The following is a 24,593-nucleotide window of genomic DNA, read 5'->3' as shown; positions in this document are numbered from 1 at the left end:
ATAAGACAAATGCAAAACAAAAAAGTTTAGTCTTTAACAAAAGTTTAGCGGTAAGTGAATTGATTAAAGGAATTTTTTTCTTTCAATTTTATTTTTTTTATGATTTAACTTGTTGTTTGAAAGTTGTTTTTTAGAATAATTACAGAGTCATTCAATTTATTTTACATAAAATACACAAACAAAAAACGATTAATGTTAATTAAACATTTCTCTATTAATTATAAAGCGTTTCTGAAGGTTTTATTCTACTATAACTCTTAAATATTATTATAATGATTGTTATGTTTTAGTCCAAGAAAAAAATCAAGCTGATGTTCATTTACAGTAATTTATAATAATTTTTAGATCAAGAAAACCAAATTAAACTTCTTGTCGTACATAAATGCATAACTGAATAACTAAATATATAAAACGATGAAAAAGAAACAACTTAATTTAGGTTTTGCTTCCTTACTAGGAGCAGCAATTTTATCTCTAACAGCAATTTCATGTAATGATGATGATTCAAATAATTCTGATAGACCTGTAGAAGCAGTTGCGCCTGATGTAAATTTTACAGCTTTGGCAAGTAATAACACTATTATTACATATAACGCAAGTACATTGAGAGCGCCAATTGCTACAGTACCTATTGTTGGATTACCAACATCTGAAAGAATTGTGAGTATTGATTATAGACCAGCAACGGGACAATTGTACGGATTAGGTTCGTCAAGTCGCTTGTATTTTATCAATGAAAAAAGTGGAGTAGCAACAGCACTGGGGGTTACTTCTTTTGCGCCTGTAATTGCATCTGCTAATGCATCAATTAATTTTAATCCTACTGTTGATAGAATTAGATTGGTTACAGATTCTGGTCAAAATTTAAGATTACACCCAGAGTTAGGAACTGTTGTTGCTACAGATGGAGTTATTAATGGTGGTGTCAGCCCGAAAATTGGCGCCATTGCATACACTAACAGTATGGCGGGCGCTACAACAACCATGTTGTATGATGTTGATTTTGAGCAGGATAAATTATATTTACAAAATCCTCCTAATGATGGTGGATTACAATTTGTAGGTGATCTAGGAATAAACTTTGAAGGCGTGGGTGATATGGACATTTTACCTGATAATTCTTCCGCTTTAGCAGTAATCAACAATAATAATGTATCTTCTTTATTTACTATTGATTTAACAACGGGAAAAGCAGCTAACGTAGGGAAGTTTGCTGAGCAAATTGTAAGTATTGCTTTTAAAACAAATCCTATTGCTTATGCTACTACAAGTACTAATATGTTGTTTCGTTTTAACCCAACAACTGGTACTAATAATTCAGTTGCTCTAACAGGTTTAGCAACAAATGAATCTATCGTAGGACTTGATTTTAGACCTGCAAATGGTGGATTGTATGCTGTATCAAATCAAAGTAGACTTTTTACAGTGAATACAGCAAACGGTGCCTTAACTGTTGTAGGTTCTACATTTGGAACTGCGTTAATAGGAACTGCTTTTGGTTTTGATTTTAATCCTACTGTTGATAGAATACGTTTAGTAAGTAATACAGGTCAAAATTTACGTTTACATCCAGATTTAGGAACGGTTGCAGCAGTTGATGGAAATTTAAATCCTGGAACTCCAGCTGTTACTGCGGGTGCTTACACAAATAATGTAGCAGGTGCAACAACAACGGTTTTATTTGTAATAGACTCACAAACAGATACTCTTTTCCGTCAAGATCCACCTAATAACGGAACTCTTGTATCCATAGGAAGTTTAGGAATTAATGTAGATGCTGATAGTGGATTTGATATTGGAGGAAATAGTGCAACAGCATTTGCATTGCTTAAAGTAAATAACGTTACCTCTGTATACAGCATCAATCTTACTACAGGAGCTGCCACAAAAATCACAGATGTAAATGTTCAAGCTACTGCAATGGCTGTAGGTTTAGGTTTTTAATATTTAGTTAGTTTTGTTTTGAATTAGTAAGCCGACTCCTTGCAGGGAGTCGGCTTGTTTTTTTGATTACTTTTTATTTTAAAAATGCAATGCAAAACCAATGTTTAACTGGAACGTATTGTCATAAAACTGCTTGTGTGTTGCAAAATTATATCGTACTCCAGGTTCAATACTCACATTTTTTCCTAAAAATACAGCATAACCAATTTGAGTTCCTAAATACGTAGGATTTAAATCAGCTTGACCAAAACCGATGCCATTATACGAAAGTTCAACAGGAATCATGCCTTTGATATAATATTTAGCACCAACTTTGTAGGCAATTGGTTCACCTACACCATCTATTTCTCCATAACCCAATCCTAACTTTAAAGCTAGGTTGTCTTTTATAAAATAGCCACCTTCAGCGCCAATGTTAAAGGCGTTTACACCATTAGTATTGCTAAAATATAAAGCTGTAGAACCTACGTTGTTACCAAAACCTGTATTGGCTTCAATAAGCCACTTTCCTTTTAAGAGCTGACCGTCTTTTGCTTGTCCATTTGCAAATGCAAATGCGCATAATGCAAATAATGTTGTTGTAATTTTTTTCATATCTATTTTTTCCAGTAAAAGTAGAAATTAAACTTATTTACGTATGATTTTTAAGACAGATTTAACTTTCGTGTCTGCTTCGAAAAATACGTCAGCTAACTGCAAGTGTTTTTAATGCATCTGTTACACGTTTTACTTGAACTAACAAAATGTATAGTTGATGTTGTTTTTCTTTTTCTAAAAAGCACAAAATAAATGCTGTTTATAGCATTGAAAGCATGATATTTATCAGTTTTTAAACGGTTTTCTTTCGCGATTTTTGTGGTTTATATATAAAACTCATTTTAGCATGACTACACGTAAACCACTTCATACCTTTCATATCCCAGTTATGGGACTTGCTTATACGATTGATAGCCCGATACGAGTGGCTAAGTATGGAATTTCCTCCGTGATTTCAATTATGGATGATGAACTTATCGAAAAAATGAATGCTTTTTACAGTAAGAAATTCGATTTGCCGTATCAGGAAATTACCCAAAAAATACATGACTATCGGGCAGAACGTATTGCTTCTTATCTGAATTTGGTAGACAAAATCGTGAAGGAAAAATTCGAAAATTTCAAAACGGAATTATCCGAAAGTAAATCAGCTTTGGAAAATTATATCGCCATGCTTCCTAACAAATCAACGATTAAAGCGGGTCTACAAAACTTGATGCAGGACGGTTTTGCTTTTAAAGAAAATATCAAAAATTATCTGGAGAAAAATCTTTTCCCAGGTGATATTGATGTTAATATTATGACCAAATTAGATAAGGACAATTTTATCAAAGACGAACAATTGCCAATTGCTTTTAATGATGCACATGCTGCACTTCGCGGGTTTGTGAACAGTACGTTAGAATCTTCGGTTGTTTTATCGGCTGGTATGAATCCAAGATTATACAGCTATTTCGAAAGTTTTTCGGCTTTCTTTCCAGATAAAAATAATGCACCGAAAAAGAAAATTACACTAAAAGTGAGTGACTTTCGTTCTGCTATGATTCAAGGGAATTTTTTGGCTAAAAAAGGACTTTGGGTTTCTGAATATCGAATCGAATCAGGACTGAATTGTGGTGGACATGCTTTTGCTACCGAAGGCTATTTGTTGGGACCTATTCTGGAAGAATTCAAACAGAAAAAAGAGCAATTGATTCAATCTGCTCATGAGTTGATGGTGAAAGCGTTGGGGCAAAAAGAAATGCATGTTCCGGAACAACCTTTGGATTTAAAAATCACGGTTCAAGGCGGCGTAGGGACTGCTGAAGAACATGATTTCCTGTTGGAACATTATGAAATTGATTCTGTGGGTTGGGGTTCCCCGTTTTTATTGGTTCCTGAAGCCACTTCGGTTGATACACACACCAGAGCGCTATTGGCTAGAGCCAAGGAAGATGATTTATATTTAAGTCATATTTCGCCGTTGGGAATTCCTTTCAATACGTTGCGAGGAACGACGAATGAAAAATTAAAATTGAAACGAATTGAGGAAAGCAAAGCAGGAAGTTCGTGTCCAAAACGATTTTTGGCGTTAAGCAAAGAATACGATGCGAAAGGAATTTGTACATCTTCTAAGAAATACCAAGATTTAAAACTAGAAGAATTGCTACTCGAAAAAGATATTTTACCAGCAGAAGTTTTCGAAAAAAAGAAAAATAGCATTACGGAGAAAGCCTGTCTTTGTGTGGGTTTAGCCAATGCTTCGTATCTTGAAAATGACATTAAGATAAAAGGGCAGGCACAAGGCGTAATCATTTGTCCAGGACCCAATATGGCGTATTTTGATCAAGAAGTATCGCTGTCTAAAATGGTACAGCATATTTACGGAAACGCTTCTGTATTGACGGTTACTGATCGTCCAAATCTATTTGTGAAGGAGTTAAAAATGTATTTGGATTATCTGAAAAATGAAATTTCAGCGGTTACCGAAGAAATAACTTTGGGACAAATTAAAAAATGGAATTCGTTCAAAAATAATTTGCTAGAAGGGATTGAATACTATGAAGATTTATTTTCAAAAACTCCATTTTTCGAAAGCGCCAAATGTCAGATTCAGAGTCAACTTAATATTTGTAAAGTCGCACTAATTGCTATTGAGATTCCAAAATTAGTGACAGCGTAATAAAAACAGGCTTGAAATTTTCAAGTTTATTTTAAAAACAAAAAAAAAGAGCTTCAATTGAAGCTCTTTTTTTATAAATATAGTTTTAGAACAGACTTATTCTTTTAATCTACAAGATTTTACATCACCATCAACTACAACTTCGGTCATCCCTAATGAAGAAAGGTTTTTCATGGCTTTATCCCATTTTTTACCACTCAATTGAGATTGGATTTTCAACAAACCAAATTCCATTTGATTGTTATTTACTTGTAAAAGTGTTACAATTAATTTTTCGTCTTCTTCAAGCTCAATTTTAACTTGTTTTTTCTCAGGACGCATTTGTGGAAACAACAATACTTCTTGAATAGATGAATTATTGGTCAAGAACATCATTAAACGATCCATTCCAATTCCTAATCCAGATGTAGGAGGCATACCATATTCCAGTGCTCTCAAGAAATCTTCATCAATAGTACCGTTCGCTTCGTCATCACCTTTTTCTGCTAAGCGCATTTGGTCCTCAAAACGCTCTCTTTGATCAATAGGGTCATTCAATTCAGAATAGGCATTGGCAACTTCTTTACCACAAACCATTAATTCAAAACGTTCTGTAAGTTCTGGATTATCACGGTGTTGTTTACAAAGCGGAGACATTTCTTTTGGATAATCAGTAATAAACGTAGGTTGAATGTAGTTTCCTTCGCATTTAGCGCCAAAAATTTCATCAATTAATTTTCCTTTACCCATGGTTTTGTCCACATCAATGCCCATGCCTCTAGCTGCTTCAAACAATTCGGCCTCATTTTTACCAGAAATATCAAAACCAGTGAAGTGTTTGATAGAATCCGTCATGGTAACACGTGCATACGGTGCTTTAAAATTTACCGTATGTTCTCCAAAAATAGCTTCGCTAGTTCCGTTAACCGCTACTGCACAATGCTCTAGTAAGTTTTCGGTAAATTTCATCATCCAGTTGTAGTCTTTGTAGGCTACATATATTTCCATGGCAGTAAATTCTGGGTTATGCGTTCTATCCATTCCTTCATTACGAAAGTTTTTAGAGAATTCATAAACCCCATCAAATCCACCAACAATCAATCTTTTTAAATACAATTCATTTGCAATACGCATGTAAAGCGGAATGTCAAGTGAGTTGTGGTGTGTAATAAACGGTCTAGCCGCAGCGCCACCAGGAATAGGCTGTAAAACAGGAGTTTCAACCTCAAGGTATCCTTTATCATTAAAAAAAGAACGCATGGCGTTAAACAATTTAGTTCTTTTGATAAAAGTAGCTTTTACATGATCATTAACAGTCAAATCTACATAACGTCTGCGGTATCTTTGTTCAGGATCTGCAAAGGCATCGTAAGTTTTTCCGTCAGCATCTGTTTTTACAACTGGTAATGGTTTTAGAGCTTTAGATAGAACACTGAGTTCATGAACATGCACCGATATTTCACCTACTTGTGTCTTAAAAACCGTACCGCGCACACCAATAAAATCTCCAATATCCAATAATTTTTTGAAAACAACATTGTACATCGTTTTCTCCTCATCATTTGAAATATCATCACGAGAAATATATACTTGTATACGTCCTTCGGCATCTTTCAATTCAGCAAATGAAGCTTTCCCCATAATGCGTTTTCCCATCAATCTACCTGCTAAAACTACCTCTTTGCCTTCGTATTTTTCAAAGTCAGCAAGGATTTCGCTAGAGTAAACTGTTGTAACAAATTCTGCTGCAGGATAAGGCTCAATGCCTAGGTTTCGCAATTCTGTGAGTGCCTCTCTACGTAATATTTCTTGTTCAGATAATGCCATTATATGCTGTTTTTAAGTCTGCAAAGATACTATTTAAGTTTTAAAAATTAAAGTTTATCAAGGCCCCTTTTTTTTCTTTTTTGATGCACACAATCACCTTTCAATTGACGCCTATTCCTGCTATTCGCTCTATCTTTTTTTCTTGCAAAAACAAGAAAAAAAGGATGCCACTGCTATCAGGGCAATACTAGAAAATATATTTTTTCAGCAGTCTAAAAGTAGTATAATTCATGTATATTTGCTTTCAATTTTATCACCGTAGCTCTTATGAAAAAATTCTTAGGTTTAATAAGCCTCATTTTATTGACAAGTTGTCAAATTACCGAAACACTTACTATAAATGGCGACGGATCGGGTAAAATAACTCAAGAAGTTTTAAGAGATGAGCAAAGCTACCAATTGTTAATGGGAGAGGAATATTCTAAAGAAGAAGAATACCAAGATACTACCTATGTTTTTAAGGATGTCATCGCTAAAAACCAAGAAACTTTTTCGAGACTAACAAAATTTGAAAAAGAGGTTTTCGGAAAATTCAATCCAGTAACGGTTTATATAAAAAAGAGTTCAATCGAAAAACATTTCAAAACTACTTTTACGCAAGAATTTAAGGCGGTTGAAGAAGTGGCCGACCTTTTAAAAACCGAAAATTATGTAAGTGATATCATTCACAATTATGCATTGGCTGCCGAGGAACATTATTTTAGTGTACAATATAGCTATGATGATAAAATTTTTAAACGAATTGTTAAAATCACAGATCCAGAAAGACTTAAATCGGAGCAAGCAAGAGTAGAGGCTAACAAAAAACATTACGCTTCATTAAAACTAGTAGAAAATTTTGTGCTCAAATACCAGTTTCCATTAAAAATAAAATCGGTTTCAAACCCAAATGCTAAAATTAGTTCTGATCAAAAATCATTGCAATTAGATTTTAAAATTACAGATTGTCTATACAATCCAGACAGTACTAACTTAGAGGTGGTTTTGGAGTAATAATGAGTTCGGATTCTTTTGTAAAGAGTTTGTATATTTGAACAAAAAAAAATATGAAAAGAATAGTAGTATTTCTTTTGATTCTCATTTCAATAGTGAGTTGTACCATAAAAGAGAAAATGGTAATAAATGAAAACGGTTCAGGAACATTTTCGTATGGATTTGATATGGCTGCTCTATTAAAAATGGGAGGGCCAAAAAGTGACTCTGCAAAAGTTCCTAAAAATGTAGATACTGTTTTTACATTCAAGGAAATGTTTTCAAAAATGAGTGACAGCATTGGTAAACTCTCTATGGTAGAAAAAGAACAGTTAAAATTGCTTGAGGATTTTAAAATTAATTTAAAAGTCAATGAAGAAAAACAGCTGTTTGAATACAATATGGCATTTGATTTTGCGTCTTTAGATAGCTTGAAAAATATGGTGTCTCCTCTAAAAAGTGCTGAGGTATTATCATTATCAGATAAAAGGTTAGGAGGTAAGGTTTCTAAAAAATCAGAGGACGAGAATGATTTTAGAACTTCGTTTGCTTATGATGGTGCTAGTTTTGAAAAGAAAGTATTAGATAAAAATAATAAAGAAATAAAAAATTCAACTTCTGTTGCTAAGAGTAAAAAAAAGAGTGCTAAAAAAGAAGCTGATGATGAATTCTCAAAAAAAATGCAGGATATGTTTAAGGAATGTAAATATTCTTTAGAATATCATTTCCCCAAAAAGATAAAAAGCATCTCATTAAAGGACGCTAAGATTTCAGAGGATAAAAAAAGCTTTGTGGTTGAGATTCCTATAGAAAACTTAAAAGCGAATAGTGATCAACTAGGATTTAAAGTGCTGTTTGAAAATTAAATAAAATGAATAAAAAAATCCAACTTCAAGATCTAGGAAATAAAGATTACAAAGCAACTTGGGAATACCAGGAAGAATTGTTCAAGGGTATTGTAGATTTAAAAATTCAGAATCGTCGAGAGGAACTTGAATTGGCAACACCTAATTATTTTCTTTTTGTAGAGCATCCGCATGTATATACACTTGGTAAAAGTGGTGACTTGACTAACTTGCTTTTATCTGAAAAGCAACTGGAAGCCAAAGGTGCTACTTTTTATAAAATTAATAGAGGCGGTGACATTACCTATCACGGACCAGGACAAATAGTAGGCTACCCAATTATCGATTTAGAAAATTTTTTCACAGACATTCATAAGTATCTTCGTTTATTAGAAGAATCAATTATTCTTACACTACAAGAATATGGTCTTGCCTGCGGCCGTAGCGAAGGAGAGACTGGTGTTTGGCTTGGTGTAGGAACACCATTTGCCAGAAAAATATGTGCCATGGGTGTTCGAGCATCGCGATGGGTTACCATGCATGGGTTTGCATTGAATGTAAATGTGGACTTAGGTTATTTTGACAATATTATTCCTTGTGGTATAAAAGGAAAAGCTGTGACTTCACTAAATGTGGAGCTAGGAGTAAAAGAAGTGAATGAAAGTGAAGTAAAAGAAAAAATCCTGCATCATTTTAAAAATCTTTTTGAATGTACTTTGGTTAAAGAATAAACTTTAATAAGTTTATAGACTTATTTTCTAATTTATAAAAAGGTATAGATGAACTCAAGTCTATTTTTCAATTGTCAACTTTTTTGTCTTAAATGAAACTTTTTTTTTGATTATATATATAGGTAGAATTTTTCATGAAATATATAACTTCATATAGGCTTCATTGAAAGTTTTAAAAAAGTATAATTATAGTAATTTGATTGGCCATTTTATAAATTAAGCTTTAATTGTTCAGGTAGAAGTTTAAAACTCAAACGATGGTATTTTGTGATACCATATTTTTTTATCGCCTCTCTATGGTCTTTAGTGGGGTATCCTTTATTTTTATTCCAGTTATACATAGGAAATTCTTCATGAATACGGTTCATGTATTCATCCCGATACGTTTTGGCTAATATTGAAGCAGCAGCTATACTTTGGTACTTTGCATCACCTTTAATAATACAGGCACTAGGTGTTGTGGTTAATATTTCAATTTCAGTTTCACTGAAAAGTAAACCGCCGCGATTTTTAATTCCAGTTTTAGGTAAAAAAGGAGAATTGCCATCTATAATTACGGATAAAGGTTTTGGATTTAATTTTAATACGCATTCCTGCATGGCTTTTATTGATGCATTCAAAATATTAATTTCGTCAATAATTAAAGGTTCAAGATGTGTTACAGCATAGGACAGCGCTTTTTCTTCAATAATAGGTCTTAACTCATTTCTATTTTTAGCGGATAATTTTTTACTATCGTTCAACAAAGGAATAGTGCAGTTTTCAGGAAGTATCACCGCGGCTGCTGTAACTGGCCCAGCTAAACAGCCTCTACCGGCTTCGTCAGCTCCAGCTTCTAAAGATGACTTATAGTAATGAGATAATAGCATTGTATTTTTTACTCAAAATTAAGATTAAATTGAAGGATTGTGATTTTTTCAGGTAAGATGTTTTTGTAATATTCAGAAGTTTTAAATTAAATGTAACATGATTTGTGTTAAATTTTCTAAAAATTTGGTTTTTTAAGAATTTATTATGATTTTTGTTACATAACTAAATCAAAACATATTTAATATGAGATCAAAATTTAAATGGATTTTTACGCTTTTACTAGCGTTCTCTATGCAGTTTTCTTTTGCGCAAGAAAGAACTATCTCGGGTATAGTATCAGATGCAACTGGTCCAATCCCTGGGGCGAATGTTCTTGTAAAAGGAACGAGAAATGGTGTTCAAACGGACTTAGCTGGTAAGTATGCCATTAAAGCAAGTATTGGTCAGACGTTGGTTTTTTCATTTATTGGTATGAAAGAAGTTGCAGTGTCTGTTACAGGATCATCAACAGTTAACATTAAACTTGTTGAAGCTGATAATGCTTTGGAAGAAGTGGTAGTTACATCTTTTGGTATAAAGAGAGATCGTAAATCACTAGGGTATTCGACTACAAAAATTGATGCTACACAATTAACAGCTGCAAGAGCAACAAACGTAACTAACCAACTTGTTGGTAAAGTACCAGGTGTGCGTGTGTCAGGTTCTGGTGGAGCATTTACGGGGTCAAGTGTTATTATTCGTGGTTTTACTACTTTTACTGGAAGTAACCAACCTTTATATGTAATTGATGGTGTTCCAATTGACAATAGTGGTGGTGCTACAGAATTACAAAGAGGTTCATCTTCTTCAAATAGAGCGATTGATATCAATCCTGAAGATATTGAAAATATTGTCGTACTTAAAGATGCAGCTTCTACAGCATTGTATGGTTCTAGAGGGGCTTCTGGTGTAATTTCTATAACTACTAAAAAAGGTAAAAAGGGAGAAAGATCTTCTATTACTTTTAATACAAGTTTCAATGCAGGTACAGTAAATCGTTTGCCTGATTATCAGAATGAATATGCACAAGGTTTAAATGGTACTTTAACACCAACACAAATCGGTAACGTAAATAGTCCTGGTGGAGGAGTTACAACATCTTGGGGGCCTAGAATAGCTGGACAAACCATTACGAATTCATTTGGTCAACCAGAAATTCTTAAAGCTTACAAAAATAATGTTAGAGATATCTTTAAACAATCATACAATATCCAGAACAACTTAAGTTTTAGTGGTGGTTCAGAGAAATCTTCATACCGAATTGCTTATGGAAATACAGAGGAAACGTATGTGTTGGATAATAATAAATTAGTTCGTAACAACTTAACGTTTACGGGTACAACTGATGTTTCTGATAGATTTACTGTTGGTGCTTCATTTACTTACACGAACACTTCATCTGAGAGAACACTTCAAGGGAATCAATTATCAAACCCATTGTTTAGAGCTTATTTTACACCAAGATCTTACAACTTAACTGGATTGCCTTTTGAAAATGCAACAGGTCAACAATTGTATTTTGCAGGTGAGGATAATCCATACTGGAGTATTAAAAACAATACTTACAACGATAAAGTGAACAGAATTTTAGGGAACTTTAATGCAAAGTATGAATTTACATCTTGGTTAAGTGCTGATTTTAAAATCGGTACTGATTTTTATAACCTAACAAGTAAAGGTTTTGATCAAATAGGAAACAGAGGTGGAGGATTTACTGGATCAAGTGGTGCTAGAGTAGGTGGTATTGTTGACAGAGTAAATAACGTACACAATGTGAATTCATATTTTACTTTGAATGCGAATAAAAAAATTAATGATTTTACATTCTCAGGTACATTAGGTAATGAAATCAACAGTAATTACAGCTATGCTTCAAATGTATTTGGATACAGTTTAACTGTTCCAGGTTTTAGAAATATAAAAAATGCTACAACTTACTTACCTGAAACGGGTATGACAAGCTCTAAAATATATGGAGTTTTTGGAGATGTGGCTGTTGAGTATAGAAATTTTCTTTCGGTTAACGTAAAAGCAAGAAATGACTGGTCATCTACTTTAGCGCCAGCTAACAATTCTATTTTCTACCCAGCCATTTCAGGTAGTTTTGTCTTAACTGAAGCTTTCCCTGGAATTAAATTAAATAATAAAATTAATTTAATAAAATTTAGAGCTAGTGCAGGAGAAGTAGGTAAAGGAGCGCCAGCTTATAGTACTGATTCTTACTATGTACAAGGATTAGCTTCTGATGGTTTTGGCCCTCAAATTACTTTTCCATACAATGGTTTGGCAGGTTTTACATTAGGTAATGGTGCTGGAAATGCGGATATTACTCCAGAGTTTACAAGAGAGGTTTCTTTTGGAGCTGAGTTTGGATTTTTCAATAATAGGTTGACTATTGATGCAACTAGCTACAACCGTAATACTCGTAATGTAATTTTGAGTGTTCCAGTTTCTGCTGGTTCAGGTGTAACTTCTGTTTTAAGAAATGCAGGAAGACTTTCTACAAAAGGTGTTGAATTAATGGTTTCTGGTACTCCAATTAAATCTAAGAATTTTTCATGGGATATTGGTGTAAATTACACTCAATTCAAATCTATGGTTGAGGAATTGGCGCCAGGAGTTTCTAATATATTCTTAGGTGGATTTACGACTCCTAATATCAGACTTGTTGCTGGTGATGAATATGGACAAATTTACGGTTCAGCATATCAAAGAGATGCTGCTGGGAATCTATTAATTAATCCTACTACAGGCTTACCTTTGGCCACACCTGATGTTAAGAAAATTGGTAATCCAAACCCGAAATTTACAATGGGTATTACTAATAATTTCACAGTTAAAAACTTTAACTTATACGTATTGTTAGATATTAAAGAGGGTGGGGATCAATATTCAAGAAATATTGCTGACGTTCAAAGAAATGGTGTTGCAATTGAAACAGCTGAGTTCAATAGATTTGAAGCTGATGGAGTAACTCCTTCTAAGCCGTATACCTACCAAGGTGTATATGCATCAGGTGCTAATGCAGGTCAACCTAATACAACTGCTGTAACAACACAAAATTATTTTGGTAACACAGGTAAATATGTTGCTGCAGAAGGTTTTATTTATGATACATCTTGGTTCAGAGTAAGAGAGGTTTCTCTTTCTTATAAATTAAGTTCTAAACTTTTAGATAAAACTCCTTTCAAACAATTTGAAGTTGGTGCTTTTGGTAGAAATTTATTCTTACATGCTCCGAATTATCCACACTTTGATCCTGAGCAAAATGCTTTGGGTATTAGTAATGCACAAGGATTAGAATTTAACTCATTGCCAAATACAAGAACAATTGGTGTGAATCTTAAAGTAGTACTTTAATAATAAATTAGAAATATGAAAAATATAAAAGTTTCAATAATTGCTTCGTTATTTTTAGCTGCATTTGTTTCAAGCAGTTGTGAATTTGGAGACATAAATCAAGATAGAGACAATATCTTAACTGCGCCTATTAATCAGCAATTAACTTCATTGACTGTGAATGTTGGTTTTTTTGCTGGAAGTGATTTAAACAGATTTTCGTCATTAATTACCCAGCAATTTTCAGGTCAAAGTACTGGTGCTTTAAATCAAACTCAGTTATATGAATCGTTCCAAATTTCTGGTGCTGATCAAAATAATGCTTGGTCAAGTTTATATGCTACAATATTAAACGATGCTGAAAACATTATTACAAATGCTAAAGCTACTAATAGCCCGCACTATTCAGGTGTTGCAAAGATTATGAAAGCATATTCATATCAAGTTGCAGTTGATACTTGGGGTAAAATTCCTTTTTCAGACACTCAAAAATTAGCTGCAAACACAAAGCCTAAATACGATTCTGATGAAGAAATTTATACAGGTATCGTTAAGCTTTTGGATGAAGGTATTGCAGAAGTTAATGCTACTACTTCCAATATTTCTCCAGGTACAAATAGTACTATTTTTCCAGGTGCTTTTTCTTCAACGAAAAATAATTGGATAAAACTTGCTAATACTTTAAAGTTGAGAATTTACATTCACTACAGTGAAAAAAATCCAACTTTTGCAAAATCTAGTATTGATCAATTAGTAGGTTCTGGTGCGCCACTTTTTACTAGCAATGCTGATAACTTTCAAATGAACTTTTTAGATGCTGCAAATGCTAGAAACCCAATCGATCAGTTTGAAACTGCTAGAGTTGGTCAACTAGTTGTTAATGCGCGTTTGGTTAATATCATGAATGGTAAAACTGATCCACGTAGACAATTCTTTTTCACTCAATTCCCAGCTGGTTCTGGAAATTATGTGGGAGCTGTTTCTGGAGCTCCAGCTGCAGCAAATAGTTATTCAAAGTTCCATACATATTTAAGAGGTGCTTTCTTAACAGCAGCCTACTCAGGAGCTGCTCCTATTAGAATGTTAACTTTTGCAGAATATAACTTTATTAGAGCTGAAGCTGCTTTAAGATTTGCTTCACCAGGTAATGCAGATACTTTTTTTAGAGCAGGTATAACGGCTTCTATGGAATCAGCGGGTGTAAGTGCTACAGATATCACAACTTATTTAGCTGCAAATGGTACTTTAACAGGTACTAATGCTCAAAAATTAGAGCAAATTATTACTGAAAAGTATGTAGCTAATTATGGAGTGCTTTTAGAGCCATGGACGGACTGGAGAAGAACAGGATATCCAGCTCTTACACTTCCTTCTAATGCAGTTACAACTGCTATTCCAAGATCTTTATTTTACCCACAGACTGAAATTGATCTAAATTCTGAAAATGTGAAGCAAAAAGCAGATATGAATGTGAAAGTGTTCTGGGATACTAGACAATAAATAAATTACTTTTTTGAAAACCTTCTCTAAATGAGAAGGTTTTTTTTTGCATTACTATTTTTTTTATCAATTTTCTATTTGATACAAATATTCCTAAATAAATTTCTTTTAGTTGTTTTTCTGTGATTTGTATTGATTTTTTAACAATTTTTAGATGTAAATTTTCTTAATTTAGCACTTTACTTTTTTATTTATCTAATTATGAAAAAAAATACTATTAAATCACTCTTTTTTGTTTCACTTTTATTTGGTTCTTCAATTATTTATGCACAAAACGTTAAAAACCGTGATGCGATTTTAAAACAATCAAATATTTCTAATCTTCATCGTTTAAAAAATCATTTTGCAAAAGAACATTCTGAGAAGTATGCTAAGACTTTAAGTTTAGCAAAACTTAATGGATGGCCGATTAGTTTTGTTACCCCTGAGGGTAATTTTGCTGAAATCAAAGAAATTACTGATTCAGGATTTCCTCTATACCGTGAGACAAAAAATGTGGGTTCTGCTTTTACGTCTCGTGCTAATAAACTGCAGCCTAATGGCGGCTTGGGATTAAATCTTACAGGTGAAGGTTTATTTGTTGCTGTATGGGATCAGGATAATGCTACGATTGGTCATGAAGATTTTGGAGGACGAGCTTTTATTTATGACAACAATACAAGTCCTACTTCATATCATTCCTCACACGTTACGGGTACAATGATCAGCTCAGGAGTTAACTCTCCTAATGGATCTGGTAGAGGCATGGCCTATAAAGCCTTTGCTTATGTAAGTAACTGGACTCGTGATATTGAAGAGATGACTGAATTGGCAATGAATAACGGATTGCTACTTTCTAATCATTCCTATGGACTTGCAGCATCTAATGCTAATTTTCCTGAATTTATCTTTGGCGCTTATAGGTCAGACTCAAGAGATTTAGACCAAATTACTTTTGAGGCTCCTTATTACCAGCCAGTAATAGCAGCAGGAAATGATCGAAATAAAGCTCCAAGCATCAATGGTGCTAAAGACGGTTATGATTTATTAACTGATTTTAGCACGGCCAAAAACGCAATAGTAGTTGCAGCTGTAGAAGGTTTGAGTACATCAGGTTATGTAGACCCGAGTAGTGTTGTAATGTCTAATTTTAGCAGCTGGGGTCCTACAGATGATAATCGCGTTAAACCGGATATTTCAACTAAGGGGGTTAATGTTTTCTCAACAACTAACGCAGCAGGAAATAAAGGGTATGGTACTATTTCTGGGACATCTATGGCTGCACCTGGTGTTACAGGAACTTTATTGTTGTTGCAAGAACATTTTAATAATTTGTCACGAAATTTTATGAGATCTGCAACTTTAAGAGGTCTTATGGTTCATAGTGCTGATGAAGCAGGTGAAGCAGATGGTCCAGATCCAAAGTTTGGGTGGGGTTTATTGAACGCTGAAAAAGCGGCTGTATTAATATCAAATGCATTCGTCACAAACAAGAAAGTACTTATAGAGGAATTTGATTCAAGATCAACTGTTTTTCAACAAGGAAATACAATTACAAGAGTAGTAAAGTCTAATGGTAGCGAGCCTCTTATGGCAACTATATCATGGACAGATAGAGCAGGTTTTACAAATACAGGTACTGTAGATTTAAAAACTCCTGTGTTAGTGAATGATCTTGATATAAGAATAACAAGAAATAATGATGTTTTTTTACCTTGGCGTTTGAATGACGATAAATCACAACCTGCCATCAAAGCAGATAACACTGTTGATAATGTTGAAAAGATAGAGATAAAAAATCCTTCCAATGATTTTTATACTGTTACAGTTAGTCATAAAGGAAACTTGGTTGGTGGTAGTCAAGATTTTTCATTAATTATATCAGGTGTTGAGGAAAATACTTTAAATGTTACAGAATCAAATTTTAAGTCTTTAAATGTATGGCCTAATCCAATGAACGATATAGTCAATGTTGCTTTTGAATCAGAATCAAATGAATCTATAACTTTTGAAATTTATGACATATTAGGAAAACTTCAATTAGTTAAGAAAATGGATGACAAAAGTGTATTAAATTATACTTCTGTTAACGTTGAGTCATTAGAAAAAGGAATTTATTTGTTTGTAGTTAAACAAGGTGTGAAGCAATCCATATGGAAAATCGTTAAAAATTAATTTTTTTAAAGTAAAACCATACAATATTTAAATATTCATGGATTTTAACAATCTATTACGGACTTCGAACGTTATTTAATATATTATTAATATTAACTATTAAAAGTTTGTTAATTAATAATTAATTAATAGTTTTGTCTTTTAACAAACTCAAAAAAAAAATTTATGAAATCAAAGTTTACTTGGATTATGACGCTATGTTTAGCGTTCTTTATTCAGTTTTCCTTTGCGCAAGAGAAAACTGTTTCGGGTACTGTTACATCAAAAGCCGATCAAATGACTATGCCAGGGGTAAATGTTGTGGTACAAGGTACAAAACGCGGTGTTCAAACTGATTTTAACGGAGGCTATGCTATAAAGGCATCTGTTGGTGAAAGATTAGTTTTTTCTATCGTAGGCTCTAAGACTGTTACAGTTGTTGTAGGTGGTCAAACCAGAGTAAATGTGCAATTAGAGGACGATAACATGGTTCTAGAAAATGTAATTGTTGAAGGTTACAACGTTACAAAAACAAAAGCAAAATCAAATGTTGCTTCGGTTACAGTAAGCGCACAAACAATTGAAGGAAGACCTAATGCTTCTTTCATTCAAACATTGCAAGCACAAGTAGCTGGTTTGAATATTACTTCAGGTACAGGGCAGCCAGGTGGAAATAGCCAGGTTATTATCAGGGGTACAGGATCTATTAATGGTAAAGTTGAACCTTTATTCGTTATTGATGGTATTCCATTGAATAACGACAACTTTAGAAGTATCAACCCAGATGATATTGAATCTGTATCTGTATTAAAAGATGCAGGAGCTACATCTATTTACGGAAATAGAGGTGCAAATGGTGTTATCATTGTTAAAACTAAAAAAGGAAATTTTGATTCTCCTTTAAGTGTTAAGTACACATCTACAACTGGTTTTTCTACTTTGCAAAAAACAGATTACAACTTGATGAATGCACAAGAGCTCCTTACAACAGAGCGTGCATTTGGTAGAGGTAGAGGTTTTACAAGAGGTCCTGGTGGGGGTCCAATGACAGATGCTCAAATTGCAGCTGCTCCAAACACCAACTGGAATAAATATTTCTTTAGAACTGGTGTAACTCAAAACCACGTAGTAAGTATATCAGGTGGTGGTAAAAATGCTACATCTTTTACATCGTTAGGTTATTTTGATCAACAAGGTATTTTGAAGGGATCTGATTTAAAAAGATTCAGTTTCAGAAATAATCTTACAGGAAAGTCTAATAACGATAAGTTTGCTTATGCTACAACAACTTCTCTTAATTTTTCTAGAAGAAACGAAGCAAATGCAATTGGAACAGGTGGGGTAAATCAAAACTATGTTTTAGGTGCTAACAATAGTGCTCCTTACATTTCACCAAATGAATACAGTACTAGTCAACAATTGTTGGCAGATTATAACGCTCAAGGTGGTACATTGTTATTGACTCCTTTATTCTTAATTGACAAACTTAAAACTTTCCAGAATAGATTAGATGAATTAAAAGGTCTTGTAAATCTTGATGGTTCTTATAAGATTACTAGAGATTTAACTTTAGGAACAGCCTTAGGTTTAGATTATACTCAGGGGAATTCTTATACTTGGCAGAGTCCAACAGCATTTAATACTTTGCTTTTTAGTGCTGCTGCAACTGCTCCAGATACTGAAAATCAATTTTTTGAAAGAGATTTAGCGTTATCATCAACAACGCGTCTAAATTTCAACCGTTCTTTTAATGAAAAACACACGATTAATGCAGGCGCCTATTTAGAGTATATTAAGTCGAATAGAAATGCATTTACATTCACACAAAGAGGTTTAAATCCAAAAACTACTTCTCCCGGAGCTGGTACAGGATATATCCTTGATGGTCCAGCCGATGATAGAAACGTTCCTACAGTATCTGCTTCACGTGCAGTGACAGGATTGTTGTCTTATTTTGGAAATGTTGATTACGATTACGATAGTAAATATGGTTTTGGAGCTTCTATTCGTAGAGATGCATCATCAAGATTTGCTGAAGACTACAGATGGGGTACTTTTTATTCTTTAAGCGGACGTTGGAATATTGACAAAGAAGCATTCATGCAAGGTTCTGTCTTCAACGGATTAAAATTAAGAGGTTCTTATGGTACTTCTGGAAATCAAGATATTTCAAATGGGGTATATCTTGCATTAAATAATACAAGAGAATTGTACACTACAGGGACGGGTTATAATGGAACACAATCTTTTATATTAAGTCAATTAGCTGTTCCAGATTTGCAATGGGAAACTACGGCTCAAGCTAACGTAGGTGTTGATTTTGAAATTTTCAAAAGTAGATTGAGAGGTTCATTCGATGTATATCGTAAAAAAACAACTGATTTGTTTTTAAGTGTTCCACTTTCAGGTGTAAATGCAACTACAGGGATTAGTAAAAACTTTGGAGCCCTTAAAAATGAGGGAGTTGAAGCTACTTTAAACTATGATTTATTTAAGGCAGATAAAGCTGGAGATTTTAATATGACATTAAATTTTAATGGTTCATATAATAAAAATACAATTTTGGATGTTGCAGGTACAACAGGTGTAATTGATAACACTACAACTGTAATTCAAGAAGGTAGAACTATTGATGAATTTTTCTTAACTAGATATGCTGGTGTGAACCCTGCAAATGGTAACTTATTGTTCTTGACTGCATCTGGACAAGTAACAGAAAATCCAAACATTACAGGTGATAGAGTTCTTACTGGTAAATCACGTATACCGTTGTATCAAGGAGGTTTTGGTTTTAATACCAAATACAAAGGGTTCTATTTTGATACTAACTTTTCTTTTGCTGCTGAAGTATACAGAATTGACTTTGATTTACAAGGTCTACAAAATCCAACTAATAACATTGGTGTATTCAATGTGTCTGCAGATTTGTTGAATGCATGGACGCCAACGAATAGAGTTACTGATATTCCGTCTTTAAAAGCTACAAATTATGCTGCGCAAAATAACTCTGATAGATATTTAGTGGATGCTTCTTATGTTAGATTAAGATTCGCTTCATTTGGATATGATGTACCTAAAAAACAAATTGAGAAAACACCGTTTAAATCGGTAAGAATTTTTGTTCAAGGTGAAAACTTAGTTACATTCACGAAATGGAGAGGTTGGGATGCTGAAAGCCCACGTACTGCTGATCAATATCAATACCCTACCCCGAAATTATTTTCTGTAGGATTACAATTAGAATTTTAATAAAAAAAGATATGAAAAAGATTAATTTTATTTTAATAGCATTAATAGTGACGGTCTTTTCATCTTGTGATGATGCACTAGAGATTGTTCAACCAGGAGAATTAGGCCCGAATGTTACTTTTCAAACAGTAGGTGATTTACAATTAGGACTTAATGGAGTTTATGCTGCAATCGCAGGAGAAAATCCAATTGCCTTTAGTACTGTTTTTACTGATGAAGTTGCCATTGGTTTTGCAAATGGTGGCCAAGGTTTAAATGGTGGGGAGTATGTGTTTAATTTGAATGCTGCTTCTGCTGATGCTGCTAACATTTGGCTTAGTAATTATTCATTGATAAACAGAGCTAACAGAGTAATTGCAGGTGCTAAATTAGTAACACCAACTGCTGCAAATCTTGCTACTTACAATGACATTGTAGCGCAAGCTCATATTATTAGAGCTTGGGGACACTTTGTTTTATTAAGCCACTTTTCTACTGACTTAACTAGTGACTCTGCTTTAGGAGTAATTAAGCTTGATTTTGTACCTACAGTACTGGATCAATTGCCTAGAAATACAAATGGTGAAGTTTTTGCTTTGATTAATGAAGATTTGAATTTTGCATCTTCATTGAATGCGTCATCTAATACTAATACTACACGTACTTTTGTATCAACTGATTTTGTAAAAGCATTTAAAGCTAGAATGGCAGCTTACAGAGGAAAATATAGCGAAGTTACTACATTGGCGGATGAATTAATTACGAAATATCCTTTGACGCCAAGATCTGCAACTATTGCAACTGAAGCAACTTCATTGTATTTGAATATTTGGTCTGATGTTGCAATTCCAACTGCAACTCAAAATGAAGTTATTTTTAAATTGGAGCGTGTTCCAGGAAACCGATTAATCAATGCTACTTGGGCTTCTGTAAACAGTACCGTGAATGGTTCTCCTTTTTATGAAATGAGTACTAGATTGTATAATTTATTGAACAATACTAATGACATTAGAAGGCGTGCATTTTTAAGTCCATCTTCAGATCCAGCAGGTGGAAGAATTGTCATTGGTAAATATCCAGGTTCTGGAGGTATTGTACAGTTAAATGATATTAAGATTTTTAGAACTGCGGAAATGTATTTTTTAAAGGCTGAAGCTCTAGCTGAGGCTGATAATTATGTTGGTGTTGCTGCACAATTGCAAGCTGTTACAAATGCTCGTTTTGTTGCAGGTACTGCTCCTGTAATTCCTGTGCCAGCAAACAAACAAGCTGCTTTTGCTCAAATTCTAAATCAACGTAGAATAGAACTGTGTTTTGAAGGTCATCGTTATTTAGATTTGAAACGTTTAGGTGTTAAGGCTGGTGTTACCATTGATAGAGCGCCTGAGGATTGTTCTGCTTTTAATGCTTGTTCTATTCCAAGTAATGATTTTAGATTTACAATGCCAATTCCTTTCCAAGAATTAGCTGCTAATACAGGTATTAAAAATCAACAAAATCCAGGTTACTAATTAATTAATTTAATCAATCATGAAAAAGTATATTTTAAAAATAGCTGCATTTGCTCTAGTTATTGGGTTATTTGCAAGTTGTGAAAAAGAGACTGTTGAGTTTGATAACGTGAACGGTCAACAAGGTATTCAGTTTACCACAAGGAGTTACAACATTACTGTTCCACCAGAGGGAACTAAAGTTACTATTCCTGTATCTGTAACTACAGTTTCAACTGCTTCTAGAACTTTTCAAGCTGTTGCAGATGCAAAATCTACTGGAGCTGCTGCTTCTTACAAAATTGGAGTTGCTACTATTCCTGCGGGTTCTTATGAAGGAACTTTAGATGTAGATTTGAATACTGTTTCATTACAAGACGGTATTGCTTATTCTCTACTTGTGAAATTAGTTGCTCCAGCAGGAGGTTCAGCATTTAATGAAGTTGCTACAATTAATTATAACAAAAAAGTTGTTTGTAATAATGTTGTTTTAACTGTAACTACAGATGCGTATGCAGAAGAAACTTCTTGGAAAATCAAAAATGCTGCTGGTGTAGTTGTTGCATCAATCCCTCCTGGAACTTATGGACCTGCTTCATCTGCGGCTAGTAGAGGAAAAGTTTATACCCATAACATTAACTTGCCAAACGGTAAGTATACTCTTATTATGGAAGATGTTTATTGTGATGGTCAAGCAGACGGTGTTTATGAGGGTAGTTATAGATTAGACTGTTCTATCATCAAGCATGCATCTGGTACAGGTGCATATGGATGTACAAAAATTACACCATTTGAAATAAATCCATAAAATTTAAATTTAATTCTTAAAAAGAGTGTTTTGTTTTATTCAAAACACTCTTTTTTTTTATACTTACTTTACAGAAGGTTCTAATCTATTTTTTTCTTTTTTTCTTCTTTTTTATAATCTACATTTGTAGCATGATTGGTTTTAATTCTTAATTCTCATCCATGCAAAAATGTCTTTTATTTCTTTACATCATATTGTTATGCCCTTTATTATTTTTTGCTCAAGTAAAAAATGAATCTATCGAACAAAAAACTAAATCACTCAGGATCCCAGATTCTCTCAGAAACAAAAAAGTAGCATCAATTGATCTTTACAAAGTAATTACAGTTGATAATGATACAACGTATATAGATACTTCTTTGACCATTCAAAAAGAATACAGTCATAACTATCTTCGAAAAGATATTTTTGGTTTACTTCCTTTTGCAAATGATGGGCAAACTTATAATACGTTGCAGTATAGCCTGAGAGAGTACAACCCATTACCTGAGTTTGGCTTTAAAGCCAAGCATTTTAATTTTTTAGAAGCTCAGCATTTACGGTATTATTCAGTTGCTACACCTGTTACTGAGTTGTATTTTAAAACTACCATAAAAAGAGGTCAATCTGTAGACGCTTTTATTACTCTGAATACTTCAGAGAATCTTAATTTTTCAATTGCATATAAAGGCCTTCGATCTGAAGGAGAGTATTTAAACCAGTTATCAAGTACGGGTAATTTTAGATTTACTACTAGCTATAATACAAAGAACAAGCGTTATTTTGCAAATGCGCATTACACTTTTCAAGACATTTTAAATGAAGAGAATGGTGGCATTACTACTATTGAAGATTTTGAAAGTGAAAACACAAGCTTTAATAATAGACAGCGGTTTGAAGTGTATTTTACAGATGCCAAGTCTTTCCTAAAAGGGAAAAGAATTTTTCTGGATCATAATTTCAGAATAAATCCGGAAAAAGGGAATACAAATTTATATGTATCGCATCAAGTAAACTACGAAAATAAATTTTTCGAGTTCAATCAGCGTACAGTTTCCTCAACGGTAGGTTCTTCAGCTGTTGAACGTTTTGGTGATTCTTTTATTAATTCCAATATAAACGACCAAACGCGTTATAATAAATTGTACAATAAAGTAGGGTTGACGTTTGAAAACAGTTTATTAGGTAAGTTTTATTTTTTTATTGATGATTTTAGATCAAATTCGTATTACAATAGGATTTTAATTTTTAACAATCAAACTAACATTCCTAGTTCCTTAAGTCAAGATATTAATACCATATCAGGTAAATACGCTTTTTATCGAAAAGAATTCTCTGGTGATTTCTCATATCAACGCTCTATAACATCTCAATCTTTATCAAATCTGGATGCAAATTTTAAATTTAATTTTAATGAAGATTTTCAACTGTCTTTGCAATATCAAAATTTGAATAAATTGCCAAATAATAATTATAACTTATACCAAAGTAGCTTTATACAGTACAACTGGTCTAATGATTTTAAAAATGAAAAAATTAATATATTAAATGCTAATCTAGTTTCTCCTTGGGTTGATATTGATTTTCAATATACCATACTCAATGATTATTTATACTTTACTAACATTGCAACAGATCAGCAAAAGAGTGTTAGAACTCAAATTGTGGCGCCTGCTCAGTATAATGGAACTTTAAATTACGCTTCATTAAAGTTAAGTAAAGAAATTAATTTCGGCAATTTTGCTTTAGATAATACTGTTTTATTTCAAAAAACAACACAAGACGAAGTTGTTTTAAATGTGCCCGAAGTGGTAACCCGAAACACCATTTATTATTCTAATTATTTCTTCAAAAATGCATTGTTTTTACAAACGGGAGTTTCTTTGAATTATTTTTCAAAATATTTTGCGAATGAATACAACCCGTTAATTGGCGAGTTTTTTGTTCAAAACGAGAAACAAATTGGTAATCATCCAAATTTAGATTTTTTTATAAATGCAAAAATTCAAAGAACTAGAATATACTTAAAAGCAGAACATTTTAATTCAAGCCTTACGGGCAATAATTTTTATGCTTCACCTAATAATCCATCTCGTGATTTCACAATTCGTTTTGGTTTAATCTGGAACTTTTTCAATTAATTTCAATTTTCTTTAGGGCGTTTTTCCGTGCTATGCGCTATATCTTTTCTTGCTTAAAGAAAGCAAGAAAAGGATGCCGCTTCTATCACGAACGCAATCTGTATTACACAAGAATATTACTTGCAAAAAT

Annotated in this window: 15 protein-coding genes; 12 read left to right on the top strand and 3 right to left on the bottom strand. The window is 33.2% G+C overall.

The features are described from left to right. Nucleotides 1–414 precede the first annotated feature (414 nt). On the top strand, nucleotides 415–1,944 hold the full coding sequence (locus K5V07_RS11995; RefSeq protein ID WP_221917653.1) for a DUF4394 domain-containing protein: 1,530 nt from the start codon (nucleotides 415–417) through the stop codon (nucleotides 1,942–1,944). 78 nt (nucleotides 1,945–2,022) lie between these two features. On the opposite strand, the gene K5V07_RS11990 is transcribed toward K5V07_RS11995, so the two are convergent. Beyond that, nucleotides 2,023–2,538, bottom strand: a complete 516-nt coding sequence (locus K5V07_RS11990) for a hypothetical protein (protein ID WP_144889132.1) — start codon at nucleotides 2,536–2,538, stop codon at nucleotides 2,023–2,025. A gap of 289 nt (nucleotides 2,539–2,827) precedes the next feature. Between K5V07_RS11990 and K5V07_RS11985 the strand changes: the two genes are divergently transcribed. After that, nucleotides 2,828–4,642, top strand: coding sequence for a hypothetical protein (locus tag K5V07_RS11985; protein ID WP_221917652.1), 1,815 nt, complete (start codon nucleotides 2,828–2,830; stop codon nucleotides 4,640–4,642). Between the two features lie 96 nt (nucleotides 4,643–4,738). Here K5V07_RS11985 and lysS read toward each other — a convergent pair whose 3' ends face one another. Further along, a complete protein-coding gene (gene lysS, locus K5V07_RS11980) occupies nucleotides 4,739–6,448 on the bottom strand; it encodes a lysine--tRNA ligase (protein ID WP_221917651.1) in 1,710 nt (569 codons plus the stop codon). A gap of 267 nt (nucleotides 6,449–6,715) precedes the next feature. Between lysS and K5V07_RS11975 the strand changes: the two genes are divergently transcribed. The 3 genes from K5V07_RS11975 to lipB are packed head-to-tail and all read left to right on the top strand — an operon-like array spanning nucleotide 6,716 to nucleotide 8,996. Beyond that, nucleotides 6,716–7,441, top strand: a complete 726-nt coding sequence (locus tag K5V07_RS11975) for a hypothetical protein (protein WP_221917650.1) — start codon at nucleotides 6,716–6,718, stop codon at nucleotides 7,439–7,441. Between the two features lie 53 nt (nucleotides 7,442–7,494). Then, a complete protein-coding gene (locus tag K5V07_RS11970) occupies nucleotides 7,495–8,286 on the top strand; it encodes a hypothetical protein (RefSeq protein WP_221917649.1) in 792 nt (263 codons plus the stop codon). Between the two features lie 5 nt (nucleotides 8,287–8,291). Further along, on the top strand, nucleotides 8,292–8,996 hold the full coding sequence (gene lipB, locus K5V07_RS11965; RefSeq protein ID WP_221917648.1) for a lipoyl(octanoyl) transferase LipB: 705 nt from the start codon (nucleotides 8,292–8,294) through the stop codon (nucleotides 8,994–8,996). Nucleotides 8,997–9,205: 209 nt separating this feature from the next. Here the strand turns inward: lipB and K5V07_RS11960 are convergent, their stop codons facing one another. Then, nucleotides 9,206–9,865, bottom strand: a complete 660-nt coding sequence (locus K5V07_RS11960; protein WP_221917647.1) for a ribonuclease HII — start codon at nucleotides 9,863–9,865, stop codon at nucleotides 9,206–9,208. A gap of 184 nt (nucleotides 9,866–10,049) precedes the next feature. Between K5V07_RS11960 and K5V07_RS11955 the strand changes: the two genes are divergently transcribed. The 7 genes from K5V07_RS11955 (at nucleotide 10,050) to K5V07_RS11925 (ending at nucleotide 24,463) form a co-directional block, all read left to right on the top strand. Beyond that, a complete protein-coding gene (locus K5V07_RS11955) occupies nucleotides 10,050–13,205 on the top strand; it encodes a SusC/RagA family TonB-linked outer membrane protein (RefSeq protein WP_221917646.1) in 3,156 nt (1,051 codons plus the stop codon). Nucleotides 13,206–13,220: 15 nt separating this feature from the next. Next, nucleotides 13,221–14,684, top strand: a complete 1,464-nt coding sequence (locus K5V07_RS11950) for a SusD/RagB family nutrient-binding outer membrane lipoprotein (RefSeq protein WP_221917645.1) — start codon at nucleotides 13,221–13,223, stop codon at nucleotides 14,682–14,684. A 201-nt stretch (nucleotides 14,685–14,885) separates the two neighbouring features. Further along, the gene (locus K5V07_RS11945; RefSeq protein WP_221917644.1) at nucleotides 14,886–16,838 is read left to right on the top strand and encodes a S8 family serine peptidase; all 1,953 of its coding nucleotides are present in this window, start codon (nucleotides 14,886–14,888) and stop codon (nucleotides 16,836–16,838) included. A gap of 165 nt (nucleotides 16,839–17,003) precedes the next feature. Continuing rightward, on the top strand, nucleotides 17,004–20,066 hold the full coding sequence (locus K5V07_RS11940) for a SusC/RagA family TonB-linked outer membrane protein (RefSeq protein ID WP_221917643.1): 3,063 nt from the start codon (nucleotides 17,004–17,006) through the stop codon (nucleotides 20,064–20,066). Between the two features lie 11 nt (nucleotides 20,067–20,077). Next, nucleotides 20,078–21,556, top strand: coding sequence for a RagB/SusD family nutrient uptake outer membrane protein (locus K5V07_RS11935; protein WP_221917642.1), 1,479 nt, complete (start codon nucleotides 20,078–20,080; stop codon nucleotides 21,554–21,556). 19 nt (nucleotides 21,557–21,575) lie between these two features. Continuing rightward, nucleotides 21,576–22,343, top strand: a complete 768-nt coding sequence (locus K5V07_RS11930) for a hypothetical protein (RefSeq protein ID WP_221917641.1) — start codon at nucleotides 21,576–21,578, stop codon at nucleotides 22,341–22,343. A 161-nt stretch (nucleotides 22,344–22,504) separates the two neighbouring features. Further along, nucleotides 22,505–24,463: a putative porin gene (locus K5V07_RS11925; RefSeq protein ID WP_221917640.1), complete on the top strand. Its 1,959-nt coding sequence runs from the start codon at nucleotides 22,505–22,507 to the stop codon at nucleotides 24,461–24,463. Nucleotides 24,464–24,593: the final 130 nt, after the last annotated feature.

The sequence above is a fragment of the Flavobacterium sp. CHNK8 genome (genome assembly GCF_019774515.1).
In the GTDB taxonomy this organism is placed as follows: domain Bacteria; phylum Bacteroidota; class Bacteroidia; order Flavobacteriales; family Flavobacteriaceae; genus Flavobacterium; species Flavobacterium tiangeerense.
This window is presented reverse-complemented; position numbering and strand designations above follow the sequence as displayed.

Excerpts from the sequence above, each read along its gene's own strand:
- K5V07_RS11950 (WP_221917645.1), top strand. The coding sequence starts at position 13,221 with ATGAAAAATATAAAAGTTTCAATAATTGCTTCGTTATTTTTAGCTGCA.
- K5V07_RS11975 (WP_221917650.1), top strand. The coding sequence starts at position 6,716 with ATGAAAAAATTCTTAGGTTTAATAAGCCTCATTTTATTGACAAGTTGT.
- K5V07_RS11955 (WP_221917646.1), top strand. The coding sequence starts at position 10,050 with ATGAGATCAAAATTTAAATGGATTTTTACGCTTTTACTAGCGTTCTCT.
- K5V07_RS11925 (WP_221917640.1), top strand. The coding sequence starts at position 22,505 with ATGCAAAAATGTCTTTTATTTCTTTACATCATATTGTTATGCCCTTTA.
- lipB (WP_221917648.1), top strand. The coding sequence starts at position 8,292 with ATGAATAAAAAAATCCAACTTCAAGATCTAGGAAATAAAGATTACAAA.
- K5V07_RS11960 (WP_221917647.1), bottom strand. The coding sequence starts at position 9,865 with ATGCTATTATCTCATTACTATAAGTCATCTTTAGAAGCTGGAGCTGAC.
- K5V07_RS11995 (WP_221917653.1), top strand. The coding sequence starts at position 415 with ATGAAAAAGAAACAACTTAATTTAGGTTTTGCTTCCTTACTAGGAGCA.
- lysS (WP_221917651.1), bottom strand. The coding sequence starts at position 6,448 with ATGGCATTATCTGAACAAGAAATATTACGTAGAGAGGCACTCACAGAA.
- K5V07_RS11970 (WP_221917649.1), top strand. The coding sequence starts at position 7,495 with ATGAAAAGAATAGTAGTATTTCTTTTGATTCTCATTTCAATAGTGAGT.
- K5V07_RS11985 (WP_221917652.1), top strand. The coding sequence starts at position 2,828 with ATGACTACACGTAAACCACTTCATACCTTTCATATCCCAGTTATGGGA.
- K5V07_RS11945 (WP_221917644.1), top strand. The coding sequence starts at position 14,886 with ATGAAAAAAAATACTATTAAATCACTCTTTTTTGTTTCACTTTTATTT.
- K5V07_RS11930 (WP_221917641.1), top strand. The coding sequence starts at position 21,576 with ATGAAAAAGTATATTTTAAAAATAGCTGCATTTGCTCTAGTTATTGGG.
- K5V07_RS11935 (WP_221917642.1), top strand. The coding sequence starts at position 20,078 with ATGAAAAAGATTAATTTTATTTTAATAGCATTAATAGTGACGGTCTTT.
- K5V07_RS11990 (WP_144889132.1), bottom strand. The coding sequence starts at position 2,538 with ATGAAAAAAATTACAACAACATTATTTGCATTATGCGCATTTGCATTT.
- K5V07_RS11940 (WP_221917643.1), top strand. The coding sequence starts at position 17,004 with ATGAAATCAAAGTTTACTTGGATTATGACGCTATGTTTAGCGTTCTTT.